Below are 21,878 nucleotides of genomic sequence, written 5' to 3'. Positions count from 1 at the left end.
GACATGACCATTTCGGACCGGGTGATCCGGATACTCGCCGATCACGCGTTGCTGGACACCAGCGATGTGACGATGGACGACACCCTGGAATCGCTTGGACTGGACAGCATGGGACTGGTCGAAACGATCTTTGCCATTGAAGAAGCGTTCGATATCACGGTGCCGTTCAATGCCAATGCGCCGCAGGACAGTGCGTTTGATGTGTCTTCGGTCCGGTCGATCGTGGCTGCGGTCGAAGATCTGATGAAACAGCAGGCCTGACGCCCCATGCGTCGGGTGGTGATCACGGGCGCAGGCACGATCAACCCGCTGGGCTATGCGGTTGGTGCGACCCACGCGGCGATGCGGCAGGGGCATTGTGCCATCGGACCGCTGGATATTCCCGATCTGGACCGGTTGCAGATCCAGATCGGTGCGCAGGTGCGCGATTATGATCCAACGGATCATTTCACGAAATCGCAATTGTCGCTTTATGACCGGTTCACCCAGTTTGCATTGATTGCGGCGGACCAGGCGCTTCGGCAAGCTGGACAGGCGGTCGTTGATCCGGACCGGGCAGGGGTCGTGATGGGGACATCGGGCGGCGGATTGACCACGCAGGATGACAGTTACCGCGCCGTCTATCAGGACGGTAAGGACCGCGTTCATCCCTTTGTGGTGCCGCGCCTGATGGCGAATGCCGCCGCCAGCCATATGTCCATGACCCACGGTCTGCGTGGGCCGAATTTCACCATATCGACCGCCTGTGCATCGTCAAATCATGCGATGGGTCAGGCGCTGGCGGTCATCCGCAGCGGTCAGGCCGACGTGATGCTGACAGGCGGGGCAGAAGCAATGCTGTGTTTCGGCGGCATCAAAGCGTGGGAAGGTTTGCGCGTGATGGCCCGCGATACTTGCCGCCCGTTTTCCGCCGACCGGACCGGGATGGTGCAGGGCGAAGGCGCTGCCGTTTTCGTGTTCGAGGAACGCGAAAAGGCGTTGGCGCGTGGCGCACACATATTGGCAGAGGTTGCGGGGTTTTCCGCGACATCTGACGCGGGCGATATCGTCAGCCCCGATTGCGACGGTGCGGTCCGCGCGATGTGCGGCGCGCTGCGCGATGCGGGGCTGACCCCGGCCGATATCGGTTACATCAACGCGCATGGCACGGGCACGGCGATGAACGACCGGACCGAATGTGCCGCTGTGCGCAAGGTGTTTGGCGTATCCGCAGACGATGTATTGATATCATCTACCAAATCCATGCACGGGCATCTGATCGGTGCGGCGGGTGCTGTCGAACTGCTGGCCTGCCTGCTGGCCCTGAACGACGGGATCATCGCCCCGACCGTGAACCACCGCATAGCCGATCCCGACTGCGCGTTGGACATCGTGGCCAATACGGCGCGCACAGCCAAGGTGGATGCCGTATTATCCAACGCGTTTGCGTTCGGTGGGCTGAACGCAGTGTTGGCGCTGACACGCGCGTAAATCCGCATGGCCCACGACAAAGGCCGCCCGGCAGTTGCGGGGCGGCCCATCATCGCCAACAGCGTCTGCTTTTACTGTTCGTTCACGCTGTTGAAACCGGCGGTGAAGCCTGACAACGACATATCCAGCAGAACTTCTTGATCGGGGGCTGCGGCGGGGACCATGCGTACCACGGCAGTGTTGCCACGCTGAAGCTGGGTCACCTCTGCGGCGGTAAACCCGACGCGGGCGACGCAACCAGCCTCGTTGCAGAACGTGAACGGATAGACCTTTGGTTCGCCAGCGTCGATTGTCACACGCAGGTTTTGCGTCAGCAGTGTTTCAAGTGGCACCACGATGGTTGCACCGGCGGCGGCATCGCCCCCATCGGGTAGCGGGAACAAGCTGACCTCTGCCACGGCATTGCCGTCTTCATCCTGCAGCAGCTGGTATAGCTGGCAGGGGTCGACATCGTCTTCGGATTTCAGGCAACGCAGGGACCAATCCCCGAATTCTTCGCGGATGTAGGGCTGACCGACGCGCAATGCGCCGTCATCGGCAACGGCCGCAGGTTCGTCCGACGCCGGGTCTTGGGATGCGGCGGGTGCTTCTGCCGGGGCTTCGGTTGCGGGTGCTTCATCCTCTGTCGTTTGGGCAAGGGCGGACAAGGGCGCTGCAGCGATCAGAAGCGAAAGAAGCGAAATCTTGGTTGTGTTGAACATCGGATACCTCTTGGCAAGAATTTGGCCTGTGACCTACCACGGTGACTGGTGACTGTCAGGGTTAATTTAATCGCACTCGCACGACTATGCCGACATGAAAAAGGGTCCCGCAAAGGACCCTTTTTCGGTTTCTCCCTGTCGGACGTTGCCGACGAATTGAGCAGACGCTAGGCCATGAAAATTCCTGCGTCAACGCGAAATTATCGCAAGATGATCGGTTTTGACGTCAGCGCGGGCAGGGACTGTCATGCGGGGCTGTTCACACTTTCATCACGCGGCGGGCGCGCTTAGTCTGGGGTAGATAAATTGGTTTAGGGGCGATCATGTCGGATGAAATTTTTATTGGCGGCGGCGGCGCGGACTACGGCGTCGCGCAGTCGCTATTGTTGGACAAGGCAAACCGTCATGGCCTGATCGCGGGTGCCACCGGCACGGGCAAGACTGTCACGCTGCAAATTCTGGCCGAAGGTTTTTCCAACGCCGGGGTGCCGGTGTTTCTGTCCGATGTCAAAGGCGATCTGTCCGGCCTTTCGGTGGCTGGATCAGCGGATTTCAAGCTGCATGACGCCTTTATGAAACGGGCGCAGATCATCGGGCTTGATCTGCAATACGATGCCTTTCCCGTCACCTTTTGGGATCTGCTGGGCGAGCAGGGCCATCCTGTCCGGGCGACGGTCGCGGAAATGGGGCCCCTGTTGCTGAGCCGTTTGCTGGGCCTGACCGACGTGCAAGAAGGTGTGATGAACGTCGCCTTTCGCGTGGCCGACGAAGAAGGTCTGCCGCTTCTGGATCTCAAAGACCTTCAGGCTTTGTTGGTCTGGGTCGGCCAGAACGCCAGCGACCTGAGCCTGCGTTATGGCAACGTGGCATCGTCATCCGTGGGGGCGATCCAGCGTCAGTTGCTGGTGCTGGAAAATCAGGGCGGCAACAACCTGTTCGGGGAACCTGCGCTGGAACTGTCGGATATGATCCGCTGTGCCGATGACGGGCGGGGCATGATCAACATTTTGGCCGCCGACCGGCTGATGGCGTCGCCCGCGCTGTATGCCACGTTCCTGCTGTGGCTGTTGTCGGAATTGTTTGAAGAATTGCCAGAGGTCGGCAATCCCGACAAACCCAAGCTTGTTTTCTTTTTCGACGAAGCGCACCTGCTGTTTGATGATGCACCCAAGGCGCTGGTGGATAAGGTCGAACAGGTCGCGCGCCTGATCCGGTCCAAAGGGGTCGGGGTCTATTTCATCACGCAAAATCCCGATGACGTGCCCGATGACGTGTTGGGCCAGTTGGGCAACCGGGTGCAGCATGCGCTGCGGTCATTCACCGAACGCGACCGCAAGGCACTGAAAAAGGCGGCAGAGACATACCGCGCAAACCCCAGTTTCGACACGGCCGAAGCGATCCAGCAGGTCGGCACTGGCGAAGCCGTCACATCCATGCTGGACGCGAAAGGTGCCCCGCAGATCGTGGAACGGACGTTGATCCGGCCGCCATCATCACAATTGGGTCCGATTGATGCGGCAACGCGCGCCGTGATGATGGGCCAGAACCCGATGCATGCAAAATATGCCCAGACGGTCGATCGTGAAAGCGCGTTTGAACTGCTAGGCAAGCGGGCTGAAGATGCGGCCAAAGCGGCCGCAGAGGCCGAGGCAGAAGAAGAAAAAGCTGACGCACAGGAGCGCGAGTTCAAGATGGCGCGCCGCTATGATGGTCGTCAGACAGAGCGGTCCACGTCACGACGGTCCAAGGCCGACAGCGGTTTCGGCGGGGCCATCGCATCTGTCGTCATCAAGGAATTGAAAGGCACAACAGGACGCCGCATCGTGCGCGGCGTGCTGGGCGGTCTTTTCAAGGGGCGCTGACTGGGCTTGGCGGCGCTGCCCCCAGCGCCGCCCGTGTCGCCGTCTGTGTCAGAGGGGGCGGATGTTCAGTATTGATATGCGGTTTTCGTCCTTTGCGACGACTTCAAACCGAAAGCCGTGAAAGCTGAAGACCTGACCTTCGGTCGGGATGATCTGTGCGTCGTGGATCACCAGACCCGCCACGGTGTTGGCTTCCTCGTCCGGCAGGTTCCAGTCGTGCGCGCGATTCAGGTCGCGGATCGTCATGGACCCGTCGATCAGAAACCCCCCGTCAGCCGTGCGTTCAAAGGCGTAATCTTCTTCGTCGTCGTGTTCGTCCGCGATTTCGCCCACGATTTCTTCCAGGATATCTTCGAGCGTCAGCAGACCCTGCAGTGCGCCGTATTCATCGACGACCAGCGCGAAATGCGATTTGCGCTTCAGGAACTGGCGCATCTGGTCATCTAGCGTCGTGGTTTCCGGCACAAAATAGGGCGGCATTGCCACGTCCATGATATCGACGCGGGTGACACCGTCTGACAGGCTGGCCCCGTCGGACACCACATGGTGCATCGCGCGCAACAGATCCTTGGCGTGAATGACGCCCACGATGTTTTCGGGGTCATCGCGAAACAGCGGCAGGCGCGTGTGGGTGCTTTCAAGACAGCGGCGCAGGATGTCGGCTGCGGGCTGGTCGGCGTCGATCATTTCGATGCTGGACCGGTGCAACATGACCTCTTCCACGGTGCGTTCGGCCAGATCAAGCGCACCCAAGATCCGGTCGCGGTCCTCTTTCAGCACCACGCCTTCGGAATGACCCAGTTGCAGCGCACCGGCGATTTCTTCGCGCACGGCAAGGATCTGGCTATCGGGATCTGTCTGCACACCGAACACACGTAACACGCCGCGCACGAAATAGCGCACGGCCGATACCACCGGCGAAAACAGGATCACGATGATCTTGATCGGGCGGGCCACGAAACTGGCGGTCGTTTCGGGGTTCGTGATGGCATAGGTTTTTGGCAGAACCTCTGCAAAGATCAGCACCAGCGTTGTCATCACCAACGTCGCCAGTGCCACACCGTTCGGGCCGAACACCCGCGTCAAAAGCGCCGTGGCCAGTGATGTTGCAAGGATATTGACGACATTGTTGCCCAGCAGGACTGAGCCGATCAGACGTTCACTGTCTTCGGTCAGTTCCAGTGCACGGACCGCCCCCGTGCTGCCGCGATCTGCGGCGGCGCGCAATTTGCCACGGGACGCGGCGGTCAGGGCGGTTTCGGACCCGGAAAAGAAACCCGACATGAACAACAGGACGACGATGCCCCCGGCGGTGATCCAGAAAGCGGCATCCAAGAGCGCCGGTTCGCTCGTAAGGGGGTCCATCGATGTTGTTCCTGTCTTATGTCAGCGCCGTAATATGGCGTCAGGCGACTATGCTTCAAGGGTCTTTGGTTGCTTGTGCCAAGGGGTGATGATTAAGCACCAATTCGGACAATGCCTCGTCCAGCACGTGGGTATAGATTTCGGTCGTGGCCACATCGGCGTGTCCCAGCATGATCTGGATTGCGCGCAGGTCAGCGCCGCCTGCCAAAAGATGCGTGGCAAACGCATGTCGCATGGTGTGCGGTGTCACGTCGTCAGGGTCGATCCCGGCGGTGGTCGCCAATTCCTTGATCAGGACGAAAAAACGTTGCCGGGTCATATGACCTGCCTTGCCACGGGCGGGAAACAGGAATTTGGACACAGGTTTGCCATCGGCGCGGCGGTCGTCCTGCGTCGCATCCCACGCGGCAAGCCAGTCGCGGACCGCCATGCGGGCCGGGGGCGAAAGCGGCACCAGACGTTCCTTGCCGCCCTTGCCCAGCACCAGCAGCATCCGGGGATCACCACGCGCCGACGACACCGGCAGGCTGACCAATTCTGTCACGCGCATCCCCGTCGCATAAAGCAGTTCCAACAGGCAGGTGTTGCGCAAAGCGTCGGCACCACTGTCGCGGGCGGCCTGCAACAAACGCCCGACCTGTTCCACGCTCAGCGTCTTTGGCAGGGATTTCGCCTTGCCCGGACCCTTGATCCGGATCGCGGGATTGTCATGGCGCCAGCCTTCTTCAAAGGCAAAGCGGTATAACTGCCGGATCGACGACAAACGGCGCGCCCGCGTCGCGCGCGCCAATCCCAGCCGGTCGCAGTCGATCAGGTAGCCCGCAACGTCATCTTGCGTGGCATCCGCGAAATGCAGCCCCTTATCCGCCAGCCAGTCCGCGAAATCTGCCAGATCGCGCGCATAGGCCAATTGCGTATTGCGGGCGGCATCCAGTTCAGCCGCCTGCGCCGCTACAAAAGTCTGAATCCAGCGCATCATTGGCTGTGGCGTCATATGCGCCGGTCCAATAGCAGCAGTTCGATCGCGGCCCGCCGTGCGGTCTTGTCCTGACCTGCGGCACGCAAGACCCGCAAGGCATCGGTGATGGCTGGCCCGTCACCGGCCGCGCCTGCGTTAAAAATGGCGATGGCGCGCAACAAGGCTTCGCCGATGCGGTCTTCTGTCAGCAGGTCTTGCAATGGCTGCGACGGTGGTTGGTCGTCGAACCCGGCCTTTATCGCGTCCTCAATCGGGTTTGCCGTGTCGGCGGTGGCGGGATCGCCGCCCAGCAAAGCCTGCAGAATGGGCGATGCGTCGTCCGTCGGCTGCCCTGCCAACATGCGCATGATGCGGGCAATATTGCCCGCTGGCGTGTCGCTGTTCACATCTTCCACGGCATCGGCATAAAGCGTCGCGAACAGGTGTTCCGCGCGGATCTCCTCCATTGCGGCCCAGGCATCGGGCAGGGTGGCGGTGATGGCGCTTTTGTCCTTGATCCGGGTCGCGGCGTGAAAATCCTGCACCGCCGACACCCGGTCCCAGATACCGCCTGACGCAGAAGGTGTGCGCGACAGATAAATGTCCGACAGGGTCGGCGCGGCCAAGGCGCCATGCAGCGCCAGACGTTCAGCCGCATCAAGCCGGCTTTTCAAACCGACGGTGTCGCGCAGATCGGCATAGGCGAACGCCAACGGCAACCGCGTGGTGGCCAGCCCTTCTCCGACGGCTTCGCGCAGGCGAAACATCAATGGGCTGATCCGGTCGGGCGCGGGTGACGGGCCTTCGTCCTCGAACAGTTCGGGGTCCAGAAAACGTGACAGCAGCAGTTCTTCGTCCGGGGTCAGATCGCCCAATGCGCGGCGGGTGTTCAGGGTCAGTGCGGCAGCGGGCCAATCCCCGGTGCGTGCAAGACAAAAGACACGGGCCGGCACGGTCGGCGCAAGCGACGGCGTCGATTGCATCGCGTTGCAGGCGTCGTCTTCGGTTCCGGTCAGTAATGCCATGTCGAACCAGCGCCGGAACAGCTGGGGATCAGATCTGGCATCGACAGCGTCCATCAACGACAGCGCCTGTGGCATCAGCGCAAGGTCCAGCAGTTTGTCGATCCGGGCCAGCAATATATCCAGTTCGGCGCCTGTCGGGGCTTCTGCCTTGGTCAACAGGATAGCTGTTAGCAAATCGTGCAGCGCGGGTAGCCCGGTGTCAGATTGCGCCTGGATCAGTGTGATGATGTCGGCAGGGTCGCTGGCCAGCCACAGATCGGTTGGCAAACTACTGACCGCAGAAGAAATCGCGCCGACCGCGCCGTATCCTGCCTGCGACAGCGGGGTGACTGTGACAACCGGCGCTGTGGCCGAGTCCGTGACAGAAGGTTCGTTGCGTGGCGTCACCGGCGCAGATGTCGCAGGCGCCGATGTGGTGACCGACTGCGACAGCCAGTCGATCGCCGACAGCGGTTCGTTCGCGTCCTGAGCCAGACTTGCTGTTGGCCCTGTCAACAGGGCGATGACGAGTGCTGCGCGGTTCAATCGGTGTCCAGTGTAATGGGCTGCATGATCTGTGTGCTGGGTGCCGCAAAATCGTCAGGGAATACCAGCGGCCCGATATAGGCATATGCAATCAGCGCAAGACCAGCCAGAATCGCCAGATAAAACAGAACCTTGATTAATCGCCACATATTACGGGCCCCCGCCAAATTGCCGAATCTGCGGTACGTCACCACCGAATTTACCTGATTGTATATGGCCTTTTCACCAAGATCACGCCATTCAGGGCAGGAAATTTGAAACCGGCGGCAGACAGCCTGCCGCCAACATCCAACGGGTCGCAAGTGGCGTCTGAAAAGAACACGGCAATGCCGTCCGCGCCCATCCTGCACCGCCCGGTCGTGTTGGTCGGGATGATGGGGTCAGGCAAGACGGCGATCGGGCGCGCGCTGGCTGCCCGGCTGGGCGTGCCCTTTGCCGACAGTGACGCCGAAATCGAAGCCGCCGCCGCCGCGACGATTGCCGATATCTTCGCCCGCGATGGCGAGGCGTTCTTTCGTCGCCGTGAATCAGAGGTAATCGCCCGCCTGATCACCGAACGGCCCACGATCCTGTCCACGGGTGGCGGCGCCTATCTTGCGGAACGCAACCGGCAGGCGATCCATGACAAGGGGATCGCGATTTGGCTGAACGCCCCCCTGTCGGTCCTGTGGGACCGTGTCCGCCACAAGGATACCCGCCCGCTGTTGCGGACTGCCGATCCTTACGGCACGCTGGCAGCACTTTTTGCCGCGCGCACGCCGATTTATGCCAAGGCGGAACTGGAATTGCCCGTGCAACCCCGCGCCAGCATCGATGATACCACCAATGCAGTGATCGATTTGCTGCGTACCCGTCCCGATATTCTGGAGGACCGCCCATGACTGCCACCGTGACCGTCGATCTGCCGGGCCGTGCCTATGACGTGATGATCGGCGGCGGTGTGCTGGCGGACGCAGGCGCGCGCATCGCGGCGTTGGGCGGGCGCACGCATATTGCCATCCTGACCGATGAAACTGTGGCGGGGCTGCATCTTGACGCGTTGCAGGCGGCACTGTCTGCCGCTGGACTGACATCGGACGCGCTGGCACTGCCGCCCGGCGAAAGCACAAAGAACTGGACACAGCTGTCGCGCAGCGTGGAATGGCTGCTGGATCAAAAGGTCGAACGCGGTGACATCGTCGTGGCCCTTGGGGGCGGTGTCATCGGCGATCTGGGGGGCTTTGCCGCAGCGATCCTGCGCCGTGGCGTGCGGTTCGTGCAGATTCCCACGACATTGCTGGCACAGGTCGACAGCTCTGTCGGGGGGAAAACCGGGATCAACGCGCCACACGGCAAGAACCTGATCGGCGCGTTCCACCAGCCCAGCCTTGTGCTGGCGGATACCGATTTACTGGCAAGCCTTTCGCGCCGCGATTTTCTGGCAGGCTACGGCGAGGTTGTGAAATACGGTCTGTTGGGGGATGCCGCGTTCTTTGACTGGCTGGACGACAATGCAGCCGCAATGGTCGCGGGCGATGCTGCGGCACGCGCCCGCGCCGTGACGCGGTCGGTGCAGATGAAAGCGGAGATCGTGCAGCGGGACGAGACAGAACAGGGCGACCGGGCGCTTTTGAATCTGGGTCATACATTCTGTCACGCACTGGAAGCAGCGACAGGTTATTCGGACCGGCTGCTGCACGGAGAAGGCGTGGCCATCGGCTGCGCACTGGCGTTCGAGCTGTCCGCCCGTCTGGGTCTATGCCCCCAAGAGGTGCCAAGCCGTGTGCGCGCGCATCTGGAAAAGATCGGCATGAAAAAGGATATCCGCGACATCCCCGGTGATCTGCCGCCGCCTGACGCCCTGCTGGCCCTGATGGGTCAGGACAAAAAAGTGCAGGACGGGGTGCTGCGGTTCATTCTGGCCCACGACATCGGTGCGGCGTTTGTTACGTCCGATGTGCCAAGCGAAGCAGTGCTGTCGGTATTGCGCGATTCGGCCTGACGCCAGATCAGTATGCGCCGCCCCATCGGGACGGCGCATCTGCGATCAGAACGGGATTTCATCATCCATGTCGCGGCCACCGCCGCCGGTGCCGCCGCTGGAACCACTGCCACCGCCGGAACTGCCACCACCGTAGCCGCCGCCCGTATCACCGCCAAAGCTGCCACCGCCGCCGTAGCCGCCTGAATCGCCACCGTAATCACCGCCACCGCCACCGGCGTTATCGCCGCGACCGTCCAGCATGGTCAGGGTGGACGTGTAGGGCCGCAGCACGACTTCGGTGCTGTAACGGTCCTGACCGGACTGGTCCTGCCATTTGCGGGTTTCAAGCTGGCCTTCAATGTAAACCTTTGATCCCTTGCGCAGATATTGTTCTGCCACCTTGGCCAGCGGTTCGCTGAAAATGGCGACACTGTGCCATTCCGTGCGTTCCTTGCGTTCGCCGGAATTGCGGTCTTTCCACGTTTCGGACGTCGCAATCCGCAGATTGCAGACCTTGCCGCCGTTCTGGAAGGTGCGCACTTCTGGGTCGCGCCCCAGATTGCCGATAATAATGACCTTGTTTACCGAACCCGCCATGACGGTCCCCCTGCGATTCTGTTGTTCGTGTCGTTGTGACAGATTTGCGGCGCAAGGTTAACAGCCGCTGAAGACCTGCGCGCCCATTCGCGGACCAGTCTGCGGCGAAACGCTGGTCTTAGCCGCGAAATGATTTAAGTTGCGGTCAGTGGCAATGACAGCGGGAGCGGCCATGACTGGAACACGGATCGCGATTTATCTGATTGGTTTGGCCTGCGCGACGCAGGCCTCGGCGCAGACGATTTCCACATCCAACCGGATGCAGCTTTTCCAGAACCAATTGTCAGTGCTCGATAATCGGGCGGCAAATCAGTACAACAATTCCGTGAGATTGCAGCCGCCGCGTGCGGTTGTGCCCAGTCTGTCACCCGCCACGCCAAGTTACGCCGGCCGCTACGCCGGGCCATATCTGACGCTTGCGCGCGATACGGCGCGACGTCACGGGATTCCCGAAGATCTGTTCGCACGACTGGTTCAACAGGAATCAAACTGGAACCCGACGGCGCGGTCGCACAAGGGGGCCATCGGTCTGGCCCAGTTGATGCCCGGAACGGCGCGGCTGCTGCGGGTCGATCCGCATGATCCTGTGCAAAACCTTGATGGCGGTGCGCGATACCTCAAGCAGCAGTTTGTCAAATTCGGCAATTGGCCGCATGCGCTGGCGGCATATAATGCGGGGCCGGGCGCTGTCGAAAAATACCGCGGGATTCCCCCGTTTGCGGAAACCCGAACCTATGTCGCGCGCATCTGGGGCAGCTAATCCGCGCGCTGCGCGCGGCTTGCCTTTGGCGTGATTATCCGCAACCTGTGCCGCCTGACCATCCGTGTAAAGGCGTCTCATGTCATCGTTGAAATACCACCTTAGTATTCTGTTTCAACGTATCTGGGTGCCGATTGGGGCTTACGGTTTGTTGGGGATCGTCGCTGCGGCAATGGCGTATCTGTTTCGCGGGCTTATTCCGGAATCCCTTGCGTTTCAGATTGGTGCGGATGCGATCGACAGCATTCTGAACATCCTTGCGTCATCCATGCTGGCCGTCACGACGTTTTCGCTTTCGATCATGCTTGCAGCTTTCAATTCGGCATCCAGCAGCGCGACACCGCGCGCATTCTTGTTGCTCAAGACAGATCAAACCGCCCAACAGGTGCTGGCCAGTTTCATCGGTGCGTTCATCTTCAGCCTAGTGGGGATCATCAGCCTGCAAATCGGGATCTACGGCGAAGGGGGCCGCGTCATCCTGTTCGGGGCGACGCTGCTGGTGTTGGCCCTGATCATCGTCAATCTGGTCCGCTGGATCGGGCATCTGACCGACTTTGGCCGGTTGGGCGATACCGTCACACGGGTCGAGGAAGCCACATTGGACGCGATGACACGCAGGTTGGCGACCCCGTTTCTGGGGGCGCGGCCATTGCGGTCGCGCGTGCCCGATGACGCAGTGCCGCTGAACCTACAGGTCATTGGTCACGTCCGTTTCATCGACTTGCCGCGCCTGAACGAACTGGCGTCCGATAATGATGCGACGTTCTATCTGAATGTTCTGCCGGGGGAATTCGTCACCCGTGACACACCGATGTGCTACGTGGCGTCCGGTCCGATTGGCGACGACTATGACAAAATGCTGACCGCCGCGCGTGCCTGTTTTCAGGTCGGCATGATCCGCAGTTTTGATCAGGACCCGCGTTTTGGACTGATCGTGATGTCGGAAATAGCCAGTCGTGCGCTGTCGCCGGCCGTCAATGATCCGGGCACATCCATCGATGTGATCCGGCGCATGACCCGCGTTCTGTCCCAATGGGACGAGGTTATGGAACCGGACGTCATCTATCCGCAGGTCTTTGTGCGGGGGCTGCGTGCGGATGAAGCGATGCGCGATGCGTTTCAGGCGCTGGCCCGCGATGGTGCCGCATTGTTCGAGGTTCAGATCGCGTTGCAAAAGGCGCTGTTGTCATTGACGCGGCTGCATCCGGGCGTGTTTGGGCCGTCGGCTGTCGGTCAATCATCGCGCGCGATGATTTACAGCGAAGATCAAATGCTGATCGAACACGATATCGCGCAGTTGCGCGTGATCGCTGCGGAAATCGCGGATATTGCGCGCAGTGCACAGGACAGGGGCGTCACCGGTCGGATTTAGGCGGTGTCCTGCGTCGCTGCGATCTGGATGACCGGTTCCATCGCATCCAGAACGGCATCGTCCAGATGGCATTTGACCTGATGGCCGGTCGCAAGGGTTCTCATCGGGGGGACGTCGCGTTCGCACAGGTCGCCCGGCACCTGCGATTTGCGGGGGCAGCGGGTCTGAAACGGGCAGCCGGAAGGCGGGTTCATCGCGGATGGAATGTCACCTTCCAGCACGATGTGCTTTTTCTTCACCCGTGTGTCGGCAATGGGCACGGCGGACAAAAGCGCTTCTGTGTAGGGATGGTAGGGCGGGGCGAAAACCTGATCGGTGGTGCCCAGTTCGACCACATGGCCCAGATACATGACCATGACGCGGTCGGACAGATAGCGCACGATCGATAGATCGTGGCTGATGAACAGCAGCGTCGTTTTCTGTTCGCGTTGAATATCCATCAGCAGGTCCGCGACAGCGGCCTGCACGCTGACATCAAGTGCGGACACAGGTTCGTCTGCCACCACGATCCTTGCGTCACCGGCAAACGCCCGTGCGATGCCGACGCGCTGCTTTTGTCCACCCGACAACTGGCGCGGCATCCGGTCCGCAAATTCCCGTGGCAATTTCACCAGATCAAGCAGCGCCAGCATGCGGTCGTGACGTGCGGCATCGTTTTTGCCGATGCGAAAGATTTCGAGCGCACGGATGATCTGGCGTCCCACCGTCATCGACGGGTTCAGCGTGTCGAACGGGTTCTGGAACACCATCTGGATATCCGCGACGTTCTGGGTCGACCGCTTTTCGATCGGCACATCCCCGATGCTTTGGTTGTCCAGCATGATCTGGCCATCGGTCGCGGTTTCCAGCCCCATCAGCACCTTGGCAAATGTGGATTTGCCGCAACCTGATTCACCCACGATGGCAAGCGTTTCGGATTCATGGGCGTCAAAGGTCAGGGTTTCGTTTGCCTTGACGACCTTTTTGGCCCCGCCGAACATCGCGTTGGCGGCGACGCTGTAATATTTCTTGAGGTCCTCCATCCGCAGGACGACCGGCCCCGGTTCGGTGGGTGCCGTTTCAAGAGTGCCCAGCAAGGGCGCCTTCCAATCAATTTCATCGACCCGGATGCAACGTGACAGATGCCTGTCGTCACCCGCGATCCGGTGCATCGGAATCGCTTGCGCGTCGCAGCGCCCCGGCAAGAAATAATCACAGCGCGGCCCAAAATTGCAGCCCGGCGGGCGTTCGTGGGGCAGGGGAAAGTTTCCGGGGATCGCCTTGAGCGGGCGCATGGTTTTCGATGCACCGGGCAGCGGGATCGACCGGAACAGCGCCTGCGTATAGGGGTGCTGCATTTCGTCGAACACGTCTGTGATGGACCCGCGTTCCACCGCTTCGCCGGAATACATGACGTTGATTCTGTCACAGGTATCCAGCACCAGCCCCAGATTGTGGCTGATGAACAGCATGGACGTGCCGTATTTCTGACCCAGATCGCGGACCAGTTCGACGACCGCCGCTTCGACCGTGACATCAAGCGCGGTGGTGGGTTCGTCAAGGATCAGCAGTGCCGGTTTCGACATCAGCGCCATGGCGATCACGATGCGCTGTTGCTGGCCGCCTGACAGCTGGTGCGGGTAGGCTTTCAGGATGCGTTCGGGATCGGGCAGTTTCACGTCCGTCACAACCTCTAGCGCGCGGGCGCGGGCCTCTGCCTCTGGTATGCCTTCGTGGATCATCGGCACTTCCATCAATTGGCGGCCGATCTTCATGGCGGGGTTCAGCGATGCCATCGGTTCTTGGTAGATCATGGCGATCTGGCTACCCCGGATGTCGCGCAGCCGGTCGGGGGACATGGTCGTCAGCTCTTCGCCCTTGAACTTGATCGACCCGCCGACGATGCGTCCGTTGACCCCCAGATCCTGCATGACACCCAGCGCGACCGTGGATTTGCCACATCCGGATTCGCCCACTAGGCCCAGCGCCTCTCCGGGCATGATGGTCGCAGAGAAATCCATGACGGCGGGAATTTCCCGCAGCCGGGTGAAAAAGCTGATCGACAGATTGTCGATTTCAAGGATGGGACCGTCGTAGGCGGGATCGGGCATCGTATTCTCCTTCGTGGTCCGGCTTCGCAAAAAACCGACAGACGCTGAATCCTGAAAATTCAGTCGCGCAGGCTTTCTTCGCGCAGGCCATCGGCCAGCAGGTTCAGGCCCAGCACAAGGCTGAGCAGTGCAAGCGCGGGCGGCAGTGGCGGGTGCACGAAAATCAGCAACAGCTTGCGTCCCTCGTTGATGGTCGATCCCCAGTCCGGGCTTTCGGGCGGCAGGCCCAGACCAAAGAAGCCAAGCGTGCCCAGCAGGATGGTGGTGTAACCGATCCGCAGGCAGAAATCGACGATCAGCGGGCCACGCGCATTGGGCAGGATTTCCCACAGCATGATGTACCACGCGCCTTCGCCACGGGTCTGGGCCGCGGCAACATAGTCGCGCGTCTTGATGTCCATGGTCAGGCCACGCACGATCCGGAACACGGTGGGCGCATTCACGAAAACAACAGAAACAAAGACCACAAGGATGCCGGGGTTGATGTCAAAGCCGTCCAGCCAGCCCGGCAGAAACGTCAGTGCTGTGCCGTCTTGGGAAATCAGCGACAGGTAAAGCCAGCCCAACACCGCCATCACGACAATCAGGAGCGGCGTGCGTTTGGCGGGTTGCGTGTAATAGCGACTGTTCAGCAGAACACCGAAGAACACGATCGGAAAGATGAACAGCACGGCGGCCATATAGCTGGGGATGCCGGTCGCCACGATTTCCGGTGTGACAAGCAGGTAGAACAGCAAGATGACCGGAAATGCGAGGATGAGGTTCGCCAGAAAGGTCAGTGCGACATCCAATTTGCCGCCATAAAACCCCGCCGGCAAACCAACGGTGATCCCGACCATGAACGCAAAAACCGTGGCCAGCGGTGCGATGGCGATGACGATCTGGCTGCCTTCGATCATCCGGCTGAACACGTCGCGGGCCAGATTGTCGCCGCCCAGCAGGTAATAGGGGAACAGCCCGTCTTCTGGCACCGGGACACCGGGAAGCTTGTTTTTCAGGCCAGAGATCTGGCGCAGCGGGTCATGGGTCGAAATCATGTCGAACAGGCCCGACAGGATCGCCGCATAGACCCAGAACATCACCAGACCGAAACCGATCATGCCGACCGTGCTATCAAACAGCTTACCATAAAGCCCCAGACCGCGCTTGAAACGGATCGACACGGCAAAGGTCACGATCAGCGCGATCCAGACGGGCAGCAAGCGGCGCGCCATGCCGCCCAAGATGCCTGCGCCCTGATACGACAGGATGATGCCGCCCAGCAGATAAACGACCGCAAGGCACAGGTTCAGCACGAATGTCCATTTCAGTGCCGTTTCCAGCCTGCCCAGCAAACCGCCGCGCGCCATCAATGTGCCGTCCGTATTCGATTGCAGCGTGACAGCGGGGGCAAAGAACCCGGCCATGATCTGGGCAAGGACCGTGATGGCCAGAACCGACACCGTGATGATTACGACGGGGTTCAACACCGCGCCAAGCGCCCCGGTCCAAGAGAGAGGTTCCATCGCGTTCTCCTTAGGAAATGCGGATGCGGGGGTTCAGAAACACGTAACCGATGTCGGACAACAGTTGTGTGATCAGCACGACGAAAACGGACACGACGGACACGCCCAACAAAAGTTCGATGTCGTTGTTCGACGCGGCCTGCACCAGCGTCCAGCCAAAGCCTTTGTAGTTGAACAACGTTTCGACAATGACGACGCCGTTCAACAGCCACGGGAATTGCAGCATGATGACGGTGAAGGGGGCGATCAGTGCATTGCGCAACGCATGTTTCAGCACGATGTTGCGGAACGACACGCCCTTTAGTCTGGCCGTGCGGATATATTGCGCGGTCATCACTTCGGTCATGCTGGCCCGCGTCATGCGGGCGATATACCCCATGCCGTAAAGTGCGATGGTGATGACGGGCAGGAAAAAGTTGTTGAAATTCGCGTCATCCATGGCCGATGTCGCGGTGCCGCGAAACCAGTTCATGCCAAAGGTCGAGGTGGCGAATACCGCGATGAACACAACACCCGAGACATATTCCGGTGTTGCGGTCGTCAGGATGGAAACGGTCGACAGGCTGCGGTCCAGACGCGACCCTTCGCGCATGCCTGCAAGGATGCCCATGATCAGCGCGCCGGGCACCATTACCATCATGACCCAGAACATCAGTTTGCCGGTCAGCCCCAGCCGCGTTGTGATGATGGTGGACACATCATCGCGCAACACGGTGGAAAAGCCCCAGTTTCCCTGCAAAACGCCACAGAACGCCGGCGCATCGTCGATGGTCAGACCCCGGGTTGAACAGCGCGCGCGCAGTTCGCCATCGCTGCCTTCGATCACATAGCCGGGCAAGACACCCAGCCATTCGCCGTATTTGACCAACAGGGGCTGGCTATAGCCGCGATTGTCCAACCAGCTTATGACCTCTTCATCGGCCATGCGGGCGTTGCCTTGGGTTTTTGCCAGCTTTTCAAGGTTTGGTGACAGGTTGGTCAGCCAAAAGACGATGAATGTCAGGCAAAGTGCCGTTGCCACCATCCAGCCCAAACTGCGAAATATCATGCGTGCCATACAAAAGGCCCCGTATCCTGTCGAACGTCAGCAGTTCGTCGCAAATAAAAGAGGGGCCGGCCAGGACATGGCCGACCCCTTTTTTTACAAACTAGATGATCAAGCCGCGAAGCCCAGTTTATAAAGCTGCGGCAAAAACGCGATATGCATGTCGCCCCCCACAACACCCGGCTTTGAGTGGCGGTAAAGTGAGCGCCAGTAGGGCTGCAATGTCACGGCGTCATCACGCATGATCGTTTGCAGGCGTTCCATGACGGCGCGACGCGCGTCGGCGTCCGCGATTGAATTTGCTTCGGCCAGGGTCGCGTCAAATTCGGGGTTGGCATAACCGGCCTCATTCCATGCTTCACCGGACCGGTATGCAATGGCAAGGATCTGGGTGCCCAATGGGCGATGGTTCCAGTTGGTCGAACTGAACGGATATTTCGTCCAGTCGTTCCAGAACGTGCTGCCGGGAATGATCGTGCGTTTGACGTTGAATCCAGCATCGCGCAGTTGTGCGGCGACCGCGTCCGTTGTGTTCTTGCGCCAGTCATCGTCGATGGAAATGATTTCCATCTCGAAATCGGCCATCCCGGCTTCTTGCAGCAGGGCAAGCGCGCCTTCGGGATCGTAGGGCAGGCCGGGCACGTCGGCCCATTCGGGATGCATCGGTCCGACGTGGTCGTTGCGGGCAGGCGCACCGCGATCCGCGTAGCCCAATTCCAGACAGACGGACGGATCGACGGCCATCGCAATGGCGCGGCGCACGCGCACGTCGGCATAGGGTTTCATGCCATCGACTTCGGCCTGTTGGTTGGGACGAATGCAGATCGTCGCACCCGATGCGATTTCCGACCGCTGCCAGCCAAGGCCATCCATGATTTCGACGAAATCACCAACGGTTTCATACAGGATGTCGACTTCTTCCGACGACGCTGCCGCCACCCATGCCGATGGGTCCTGTCCGTAGTCGATGAATTCGATCCGGTCGAGGTAGCCCCCCTTGCCGGCGGCCGTGCCCCACCAGTCGTGGTCGGTGTTGCGGACCAGCACGGCCTTGATCCCGACGTCCATTGATTCCGGAAGATAAGGTCCGGTGCCGACGGGGTTTTCCAGCATTGAATCGGCATTGAAGCCTGCGGGCGTAATGGATGCCGGGTAATCCGACATGCCAGCAATCAGCGATATGTCAGAGGTGGGCAGATTCAGACGCACGGTGTGTTCGTCGACAACCTCTATCGCGCCGTCGATGGCCTGGCCTGTCGCCTCATCGATCAGAACGGCAAAGCGTCCAGCCATCGAATTACCGTCCATCGATTTGTCACACCAGCCGGTGATGTTGCGCGCGACGTCTTCGGCTGTAAAGGCTGTGCCGTCGTTCCATGTGACGCCCTGACGGACATTCAGCGTGTATTCGGTCGCGTCATCGTTGACCGACCAGCTTTCCAGCAGCATCGGGGTAAAGGTGCCGTCGTTGTTGTATTCGACAAGGTATTCCAGCCAACCCGATGCCACATAGGCGATCTGGGTCCAGTCAAATGCGCGGGGATCTTTCAGGGCGCGGACTTCCATCTGCATCCGCATTGTGCCGCCTTGCCGGGCCTGTGTCTGTGCCATTGCCGGGCTCGACAGTCCTAACAGGCCATAGGCGGCGGACGCCGTCAGTCCCAAGGCCGTGGTGCGCGTCAGAAATTCCCGACGGTCAAGTTTGCCGGATTTCACCTCTGCGGCATACATTTTTGCGGCGGGGTGAACCTGGTTCGCGTGTGCGGCCATCGAAATCTCCTCGTGTTTCATCCAAGAGGAGCACATGATTTTTGTGACGCGCCCAGCGATCTGGCGTGCGTCCGGCAATGTCCCTCATTTGATGCCATGAAGGCATGCGGGTGCAGTGTGCGTCAATGCAATTATCCCCGAAAGGGATCACATTTAGGAAGAAAGCGACCTGCGAATGTCGTTTCCAGACCTGCGGAATGCGGTCGGTGTCTGGCCTGCGCGGGCCTGAAATACCCTGCTGAAATAAGCGGCAGACCCATAGCCTGCGGCAACCGCGACATCGCGGACGGGCGTTACGGTATCGCGCAGCAGGCGGCAGGCCTCATAATGGCGGCGGTCTGCAAGCAAGGTCAGCGCACTATGCCCGCTTGTCTGTTTGCAACATCTGGAAAGATGTGTCGGCGTCACGCCCAGTGCCGCCGCATAGGTTGCCACGCCCTGATCGGTGTTGAAATCGCGTTCAATCAGGTCGGTATATGCGGCGACCAGTCTCGCCGCTGACGAATTGCGTCTGTCTATCTCGCCTGAGGTCGCCTGCAGCTTGGCGACCTGACGCGCGAAAAAGACGGACAAAAGACCCGCGTGATAATGCGCGGCGCGTTTGGCGTTCAGGCGGTCAGAGGTTAATTCCCTTTCCAGTCCGTCGAAGAGGGTCAGAAATTCTTTTTGGGCCATCACATCGCGCAATCGCAGATGGACGGGCTCCGACGGCCATTCAGGGGCCATGGCAGCGGGCAGGGTCAGCAGGTGGCCGAACACGGTCTGTCCCGCTTCGAACCCATACATGGTGCGGGCGGGAATATAGATCAGGTTGTTGGCATAATAGCCGTGGGTCAGTCCCTGAATGACAATGCGGCCCTGACCGCGTGCGATAAAAAGCAAGCGCGGTGTGGCGTGGCTGCGCATGGCTTCGGTGCGCCATTTATTGGACAGGCTCGATCCGCCGACGGGCTGCAGCGCCAATGCGCTGTCCGCTGGTCCAATCGGTATCGCGGGGCGAGAATGCGGCATGGCGGGCGTCCGATGTTGCATATGGACAAGCCTGACGGCAAAGGGGTCCAAAAACAACAGGTTAATTAAGCAACAAACTGTATATCTGTGGATAAATCTGTGGATGGCATGTGGAGTGTTGTCCAACCGCGCATCCGCTTGCGAAACCATGTGCGTTGTCGTTTTGCGTATTGCTGTGATGCAATGATGGCCGCGTCCCGCGCGGCGTCCAGACTGATTTCGCCGGTGATATGGGCGATCAGTTCCACCGCCCCGATGGCTTTTGATGACGGGTGTCGCGGGTTCCACGTCGCGGCCATCGCGCGGGCTTCTTCCAATGCGCCGAAGGTCAACATCGTGTCGAAACGCCGCGCGATGCGGGGGGTCAGCCACTCTTTGGGGGCGTCGACGACGATGGCGGTCGCCTGCGCCAGCGGCAACAACGGCGGCGGTGTGGCGGATTGCCAGTCCCGCAGGCTGCGCCCGGTTTGCGTCAGGACTTCCCATGCGCGCTGCACGCGGGCACGGTTGGCTGTATCAATTCCCGCGCGGGTGGCCTCGTCGATCCCGGCCAGAAGTTCTGACAATGACAAGTCATCCGCGGCCATGCGCACATCAGGTGCGGTGGGGGGTATGTCTGCCAGGCCTTCGGTCAAGGCCGACAAATACAACCCGGTGCCGCCCACGATGATGGGCCGCGCACCCGCCAGTAGCGGCGTCACATCGCGCAACCAATGCCCCACAGAATAAGCCAGATCAAATGGCACATGCCCATACAGCGCATGTGGTGCCAGCGCCTGTTCTTCATCCGACGGTCGCGCCGTGACGATGCGCCAGCCGTCGAAGACCTGCATCGCGTCGGCATTTACCACAACACCGCCTTGGGTGCGGGCAATATGCAGCGCCAGCGCCGACTTGCCCGATGCGGTCGGTCCCGCAATCAGGACGGGGCGGTCGCTGCGGATCATGATCGGTGCCACAGCGGGCCTTTCTGCAATTGAACCTTTGGTCTTTTTGCGACACTTTGCGGGGCAGCGAAACCCCGACATACAGGATGCCCCCATGCCCACCACTTATAGCCGCGTCATGCTCAAGATTTCTGGTGAGGCATTGATGGGTGACACGGCGTTTGGCCTGCATCCGCCTACAGTGCAGCGGATCGCACGTGAAGTGCAGACCGTGCACGAAATGGGTGTCGAAATCTGCATGGTGATCGGCGGCGGCAATATCTTTCGCGGCCTGCAGGGCAGTGCGCAGGGGATGGAACGCACGACAGCGGATTATATGGGCATGCTGGCCACGGTAATGAACGCGCTGGCGATGCAGTCGGCGCTGGAACAGCTGGGCATCCACACCCGCGTCATCAGCGCAATCACGATGAACGAAGTGGCAGAGCCATATATCCGCCGCCGCGCCGTGCGCCATCTGGAAAAGAAACGCGTGTGCATCTTTGCCGCCGGAACCGGGAACCCTTATTTCACGACCGACACAGCCGCGACCCTGCGCGCCAACGAAATGGCCTGCGAGGCGATTTTCAAAGGCACCAAGGTCGATGGCGTCTATGATCGTGATCCGGCAAAGCATGACGACGCGAAACGTTATGATCGTATCAGCTATGACGAAGTGCTGGCCCAGCATCTGGGGGTGATGGACGCCAGCGCCATTGCCTTGGCCCGTGATAATCACCTGCCGATCATCGTCTTTTCATTAGATGAGCCGGGCGGTTTCAAGGGCATACTGGCCGGGGACGGCAAATATACGATCGTGCATGACTGACGGGCGGGACAACGCCGAAAGGGTCGGCTTGTGTCCTTCGGAAACCTATACAACCGCGTGAAATTGACGTAAGTGCAAGGAAAACCGGGTAAAGCCCGACAAGA

At 60.3% G+C, this 21,878-nt stretch carries 20 protein-coding genes; 8 read left to right on the top strand and 12 right to left on the bottom strand.

Annotated elements, in window-relative coordinates; translation table 11 throughout:
• The first annotated feature begins 3 nt into the window (after positions 1-3).
• Both GZH79_RS15375 and GZH79_RS15370 read left to right on the top strand, forming a co-directional pair.
• Entirely contained in the window at positions 4-261 is a 258-nt protein-coding gene (locus GZH79_RS15375; RefSeq protein WP_211644645.1) for an acyl carrier protein, read from the top strand.
• A gap of 6 nt (positions 262-267) precedes the next feature.
• On the top strand, positions 268-1,470 hold the full coding sequence (locus tag GZH79_RS15370; RefSeq protein ID WP_211644644.1) for a beta-ketoacyl-[acyl-carrier-protein] synthase family protein: 1,203 nt from the start codon (positions 268-270) through the stop codon (positions 1,468-1,470).
• 71 nt (positions 1,471-1,541) lie between these two features.
• Here the strand turns inward: GZH79_RS15370 and GZH79_RS15365 are convergent, their stop codons facing one another.
• Positions 1,542-2,171: an invasion associated locus B family protein gene (locus tag GZH79_RS15365; RefSeq protein ID WP_211644643.1), complete on the bottom strand. Its 630-nt coding sequence runs from the start codon at positions 2,169-2,171 to the stop codon at positions 1,542-1,544.
• A gap of 323 nt (positions 2,172-2,494) precedes the next feature.
• Between GZH79_RS15365 and GZH79_RS15360 the strand changes: the two genes are divergently transcribed.
• Positions 2,495-4,033, top strand: coding sequence for a helicase HerA-like domain-containing protein (locus GZH79_RS15360; protein WP_211644642.1), 1,539 nt, complete (start codon positions 2,495-2,497; stop codon positions 4,031-4,033).
• A gap of 48 nt (positions 4,034-4,081) precedes the next feature.
• Here the strand turns inward: GZH79_RS15360 and GZH79_RS15355 are convergent, their stop codons facing one another.
• Genes GZH79_RS15355 through GZH79_RS15340 form a run of 4 tightly spaced genes read right to left on the bottom strand, consistent with a single transcriptional unit; the run spans position 4,082 to position 8,055 of the window.
• Positions 4,082-5,398, bottom strand: a complete 1,317-nt coding sequence (locus tag GZH79_RS15355; protein WP_211644641.1) for an HlyC/CorC family transporter — start codon at positions 5,396-5,398, stop codon at positions 4,082-4,084.
• A gap of 55 nt (positions 5,399-5,453) precedes the next feature.
• Entirely contained in the window at positions 5,454-6,392 is a 939-nt protein-coding gene (locus tag GZH79_RS15350) for a site-specific tyrosine recombinase XerD (protein ID WP_211644640.1), read from the bottom strand.
• Positions 6,389-7,906, bottom strand: a complete 1,518-nt coding sequence (locus GZH79_RS15345; protein ID WP_211644639.1) for a hypothetical protein — start codon at positions 7,904-7,906, stop codon at positions 6,389-6,391. The genes GZH79_RS15350 and GZH79_RS15345 overlap by 4 nt, the downstream gene beginning before the upstream one ends.
• Positions 7,903-8,055 carry a hypothetical protein gene (locus GZH79_RS15340; protein ID WP_211644638.1) on the bottom strand — a complete coding sequence of 51 codons (153 nt, stop codon included), beginning with the start codon at positions 8,053-8,055 and terminating at the stop codon, positions 7,903-7,905. The genes GZH79_RS15345 and GZH79_RS15340 overlap by 4 nt, the downstream gene beginning before the upstream one ends.
• A gap of 153 nt (positions 8,056-8,208) precedes the next feature.
• Here GZH79_RS15340 and GZH79_RS15335 point away from each other — a divergent pair, with 153 nt between their 5' ends.
• Together GZH79_RS15335 and aroB are read left to right on the top strand one after the other, a co-directional pair.
• On the top strand, positions 8,209-8,787 hold the full coding sequence (locus GZH79_RS15335) for a shikimate kinase (protein ID WP_349291231.1): 579 nt from the start codon (positions 8,209-8,211) through the stop codon (positions 8,785-8,787).
• Positions 8,784-9,887, top strand: a complete 1,104-nt coding sequence (gene aroB / locus GZH79_RS15330; RefSeq protein WP_211644636.1) for a 3-dehydroquinate synthase — start codon at positions 8,784-8,786, stop codon at positions 9,885-9,887. The genes GZH79_RS15335 and aroB overlap by 4 nt, the downstream gene beginning before the upstream one ends.
• 45 nt (positions 9,888-9,932) lie before the next feature.
• On the opposite strand, the gene ssb is transcribed toward aroB, so the two are convergent.
• Positions 9,933-10,466 (bottom strand): single-stranded DNA-binding protein, encoded by a 534-nt coding sequence (gene ssb, locus GZH79_RS15325; RefSeq protein ID WP_211644635.1) that lies wholly within the window; start codon positions 10,464-10,466, stop codon positions 9,933-9,935.
• A gap of 172 nt (positions 10,467-10,638) precedes the next feature.
• On the opposite strand from ssb, the gene GZH79_RS15320 reads away from it, so the two are divergent.
• Entirely contained in the window at positions 10,639-11,226 is a 588-nt protein-coding gene (locus tag GZH79_RS15320) for a lytic transglycosylase domain-containing protein (RefSeq protein WP_211644634.1), read from the top strand.
• Between the two features lie 79 nt (positions 11,227-11,305).
• Entirely contained in the window at positions 11,306-12,598 is a 1,293-nt protein-coding gene (locus tag GZH79_RS15315) for a DUF2254 domain-containing protein (protein WP_211644633.1), read from the top strand.
• Here the strand turns inward: GZH79_RS15315 and GZH79_RS15310 are convergent.
• The 6 genes from GZH79_RS15310 to miaA all read right to left on the bottom strand — a co-directional run bounded on the left by GZH79_RS15310 (position 12,595) and on the right by miaA (position 20,966).
• Entirely contained in the window at positions 12,595-14,688 is a 2,094-nt protein-coding gene (locus GZH79_RS15310) for an ABC transporter ATP-binding protein (protein ID WP_211644632.1), read from the bottom strand. The two genes, GZH79_RS15315 and GZH79_RS15310, sit on opposite strands and share 4 nt — an antisense overlap.
• A gap of 59 nt (positions 14,689-14,747) precedes the next feature.
• Positions 14,748-16,193, bottom strand: a complete 1,446-nt coding sequence (locus GZH79_RS15305; protein ID WP_211644631.1) for an ABC transporter permease — start codon at positions 16,191-16,193, stop codon at positions 14,748-14,750.
• 10 nt (positions 16,194-16,203) lie between these two features.
• Positions 16,204-17,250: an ABC transporter permease gene (locus tag GZH79_RS15300; protein ID WP_211644630.1), complete on the bottom strand. Its 1,047-nt coding sequence runs from the start codon at positions 17,248-17,250 to the stop codon at positions 16,204-16,206.
• A 99-nt stretch (positions 17,251-17,349) separates the two neighbouring features.
• The gene (locus tag GZH79_RS15295) at positions 17,350-19,008 is read right to left on the bottom strand and encodes an ABC transporter substrate-binding protein (protein ID WP_249219231.1); all 1,659 of its coding nucleotides are present in this window, start codon (positions 19,006-19,008) and stop codon (positions 17,350-17,352) included.
• 153 nt (positions 19,009-19,161) lie between these two features.
• On the bottom strand, positions 19,162-20,019 hold the full coding sequence (locus tag GZH79_RS15290) for an AraC family transcriptional regulator (RefSeq protein WP_211644629.1): 858 nt from the start codon (positions 20,017-20,019) through the stop codon (positions 19,162-19,164).
• A gap of 65 nt (positions 20,020-20,084) precedes the next feature.
• Positions 20,085-20,966 carry a tRNA (adenosine(37)-N6)-dimethylallyltransferase MiaA gene (miaA, locus tag GZH79_RS15285; RefSeq protein WP_211645032.1) on the bottom strand — a complete coding sequence of 294 codons (882 nt, stop codon included), beginning with the start codon at positions 20,964-20,966 and terminating at the stop codon, positions 20,085-20,087.
• A 94-nt stretch (positions 20,967-21,060) separates the two neighbouring features.
• Between miaA and pyrH the strand changes: the two genes are divergently transcribed.
• The gene (gene pyrH / locus GZH79_RS15280; protein WP_211644628.1) at positions 21,061-21,774 is read left to right on the top strand and encodes a UMP kinase; all 714 of its coding nucleotides are present in this window, start codon (positions 21,061-21,063) and stop codon (positions 21,772-21,774) included.
• Positions 21,775-21,878: the final 104 nt, after the last annotated feature.

Origin of the sequence: Loktanella sp. SALINAS62, assembly GCF_018263905.1 — a bacterium.
In the GTDB taxonomy this organism is placed as follows: domain Bacteria; phylum Pseudomonadota; class Alphaproteobacteria; order Rhodobacterales; family Rhodobacteraceae; genus Loktanella.
Note: the sequence above shows the minus strand (reverse complement) of the source record. Positions and strands in the feature narration are given on the sequence as shown.

Excerpts from the sequence above, each read along its gene's own strand:
- GZH79_RS15375 (WP_211644645.1), top strand. The coding sequence starts at position 4 with ATGACCATTTCGGACCGGGTGATCCGGATACTCGCCGATCACGCGTTG.
- GZH79_RS15370 (WP_211644644.1), top strand. The coding sequence starts at position 268 with ATGCGTCGGGTGGTGATCACGGGCGCAGGCACGATCAACCCGCTGGGC.
- GZH79_RS15365 (WP_211644643.1), bottom strand. The coding sequence starts at position 2,171 with ATGTTCAACACAACCAAGATTTCGCTTCTTTCGCTTCTGATCGCTGCA.
- GZH79_RS15360 (WP_211644642.1), top strand. The coding sequence starts at position 2,495 with ATGTCGGATGAAATTTTTATTGGCGGCGGCGGCGCGGACTACGGCGTC.
- GZH79_RS15355 (WP_211644641.1), bottom strand. The coding sequence starts at position 5,398 with ATGGACCCCCTTACGAGCGAACCGGCGCTCTTGGATGCCGCTTTCTGG.
- GZH79_RS15350 (WP_211644640.1), bottom strand. The coding sequence starts at position 6,392 with ATGACGCCACAGCCAATGATGCGCTGGATTCAGACTTTTGTAGCGGCG.
- GZH79_RS15340 (WP_211644638.1), bottom strand. The coding sequence starts at position 8,055 with ATGTGGCGATTAATCAAGGTTCTGTTTTATCTGGCGATTCTGGCTGGT.
- aroB (WP_211644636.1), top strand. The coding sequence starts at position 8,784 with ATGACTGCCACCGTGACCGTCGATCTGCCGGGCCGTGCCTATGACGTG.
- ssb (WP_211644635.1), bottom strand. The coding sequence starts at position 10,466 with ATGGCGGGTTCGGTAAACAAGGTCATTATTATCGGCAATCTGGGGCGC.
- GZH79_RS15320 (WP_211644634.1), top strand. The coding sequence starts at position 10,639 with ATGACTGGAACACGGATCGCGATTTATCTGATTGGTTTGGCCTGCGCG.
- GZH79_RS15315 (WP_211644633.1), top strand. The coding sequence starts at position 11,306 with ATGTCATCGTTGAAATACCACCTTAGTATTCTGTTTCAACGTATCTGG.
- GZH79_RS15310 (WP_211644632.1), bottom strand. The coding sequence starts at position 14,688 with ATGCCCGATCCCGCCTACGACGGTCCCATCCTTGAAATCGACAATCTG.
- GZH79_RS15305 (WP_211644631.1), bottom strand. The coding sequence starts at position 16,193 with ATGGAACCTCTCTCTTGGACCGGGGCGCTTGGCGCGGTGTTGAACCCC.
- GZH79_RS15300 (WP_211644630.1), bottom strand. The coding sequence starts at position 17,250 with ATGGCACGCATGATATTTCGCAGTTTGGGCTGGATGGTGGCAACGGCA.
- GZH79_RS15295 (WP_249219231.1), bottom strand. The coding sequence starts at position 19,008 with ATGGCCGCACACGCGAACCAGGTTCACCCCGCCGCAAAAATGTATGCC.
- GZH79_RS15290 (WP_211644629.1), bottom strand. The coding sequence starts at position 20,019 with ATGCCGCATTCTCGCCCCGCGATACCGATTGGACCAGCGGACAGCGCA.
- miaA (WP_211645032.1), bottom strand. The coding sequence starts at position 20,966 with ATGATCCGCAGCGACCGCCCCGTCCTGATTGCGGGACCGACCGCATCG.
- pyrH (WP_211644628.1), top strand. The coding sequence starts at position 21,061 with ATGCCCACCACTTATAGCCGCGTCATGCTCAAGATTTCTGGTGAGGCA.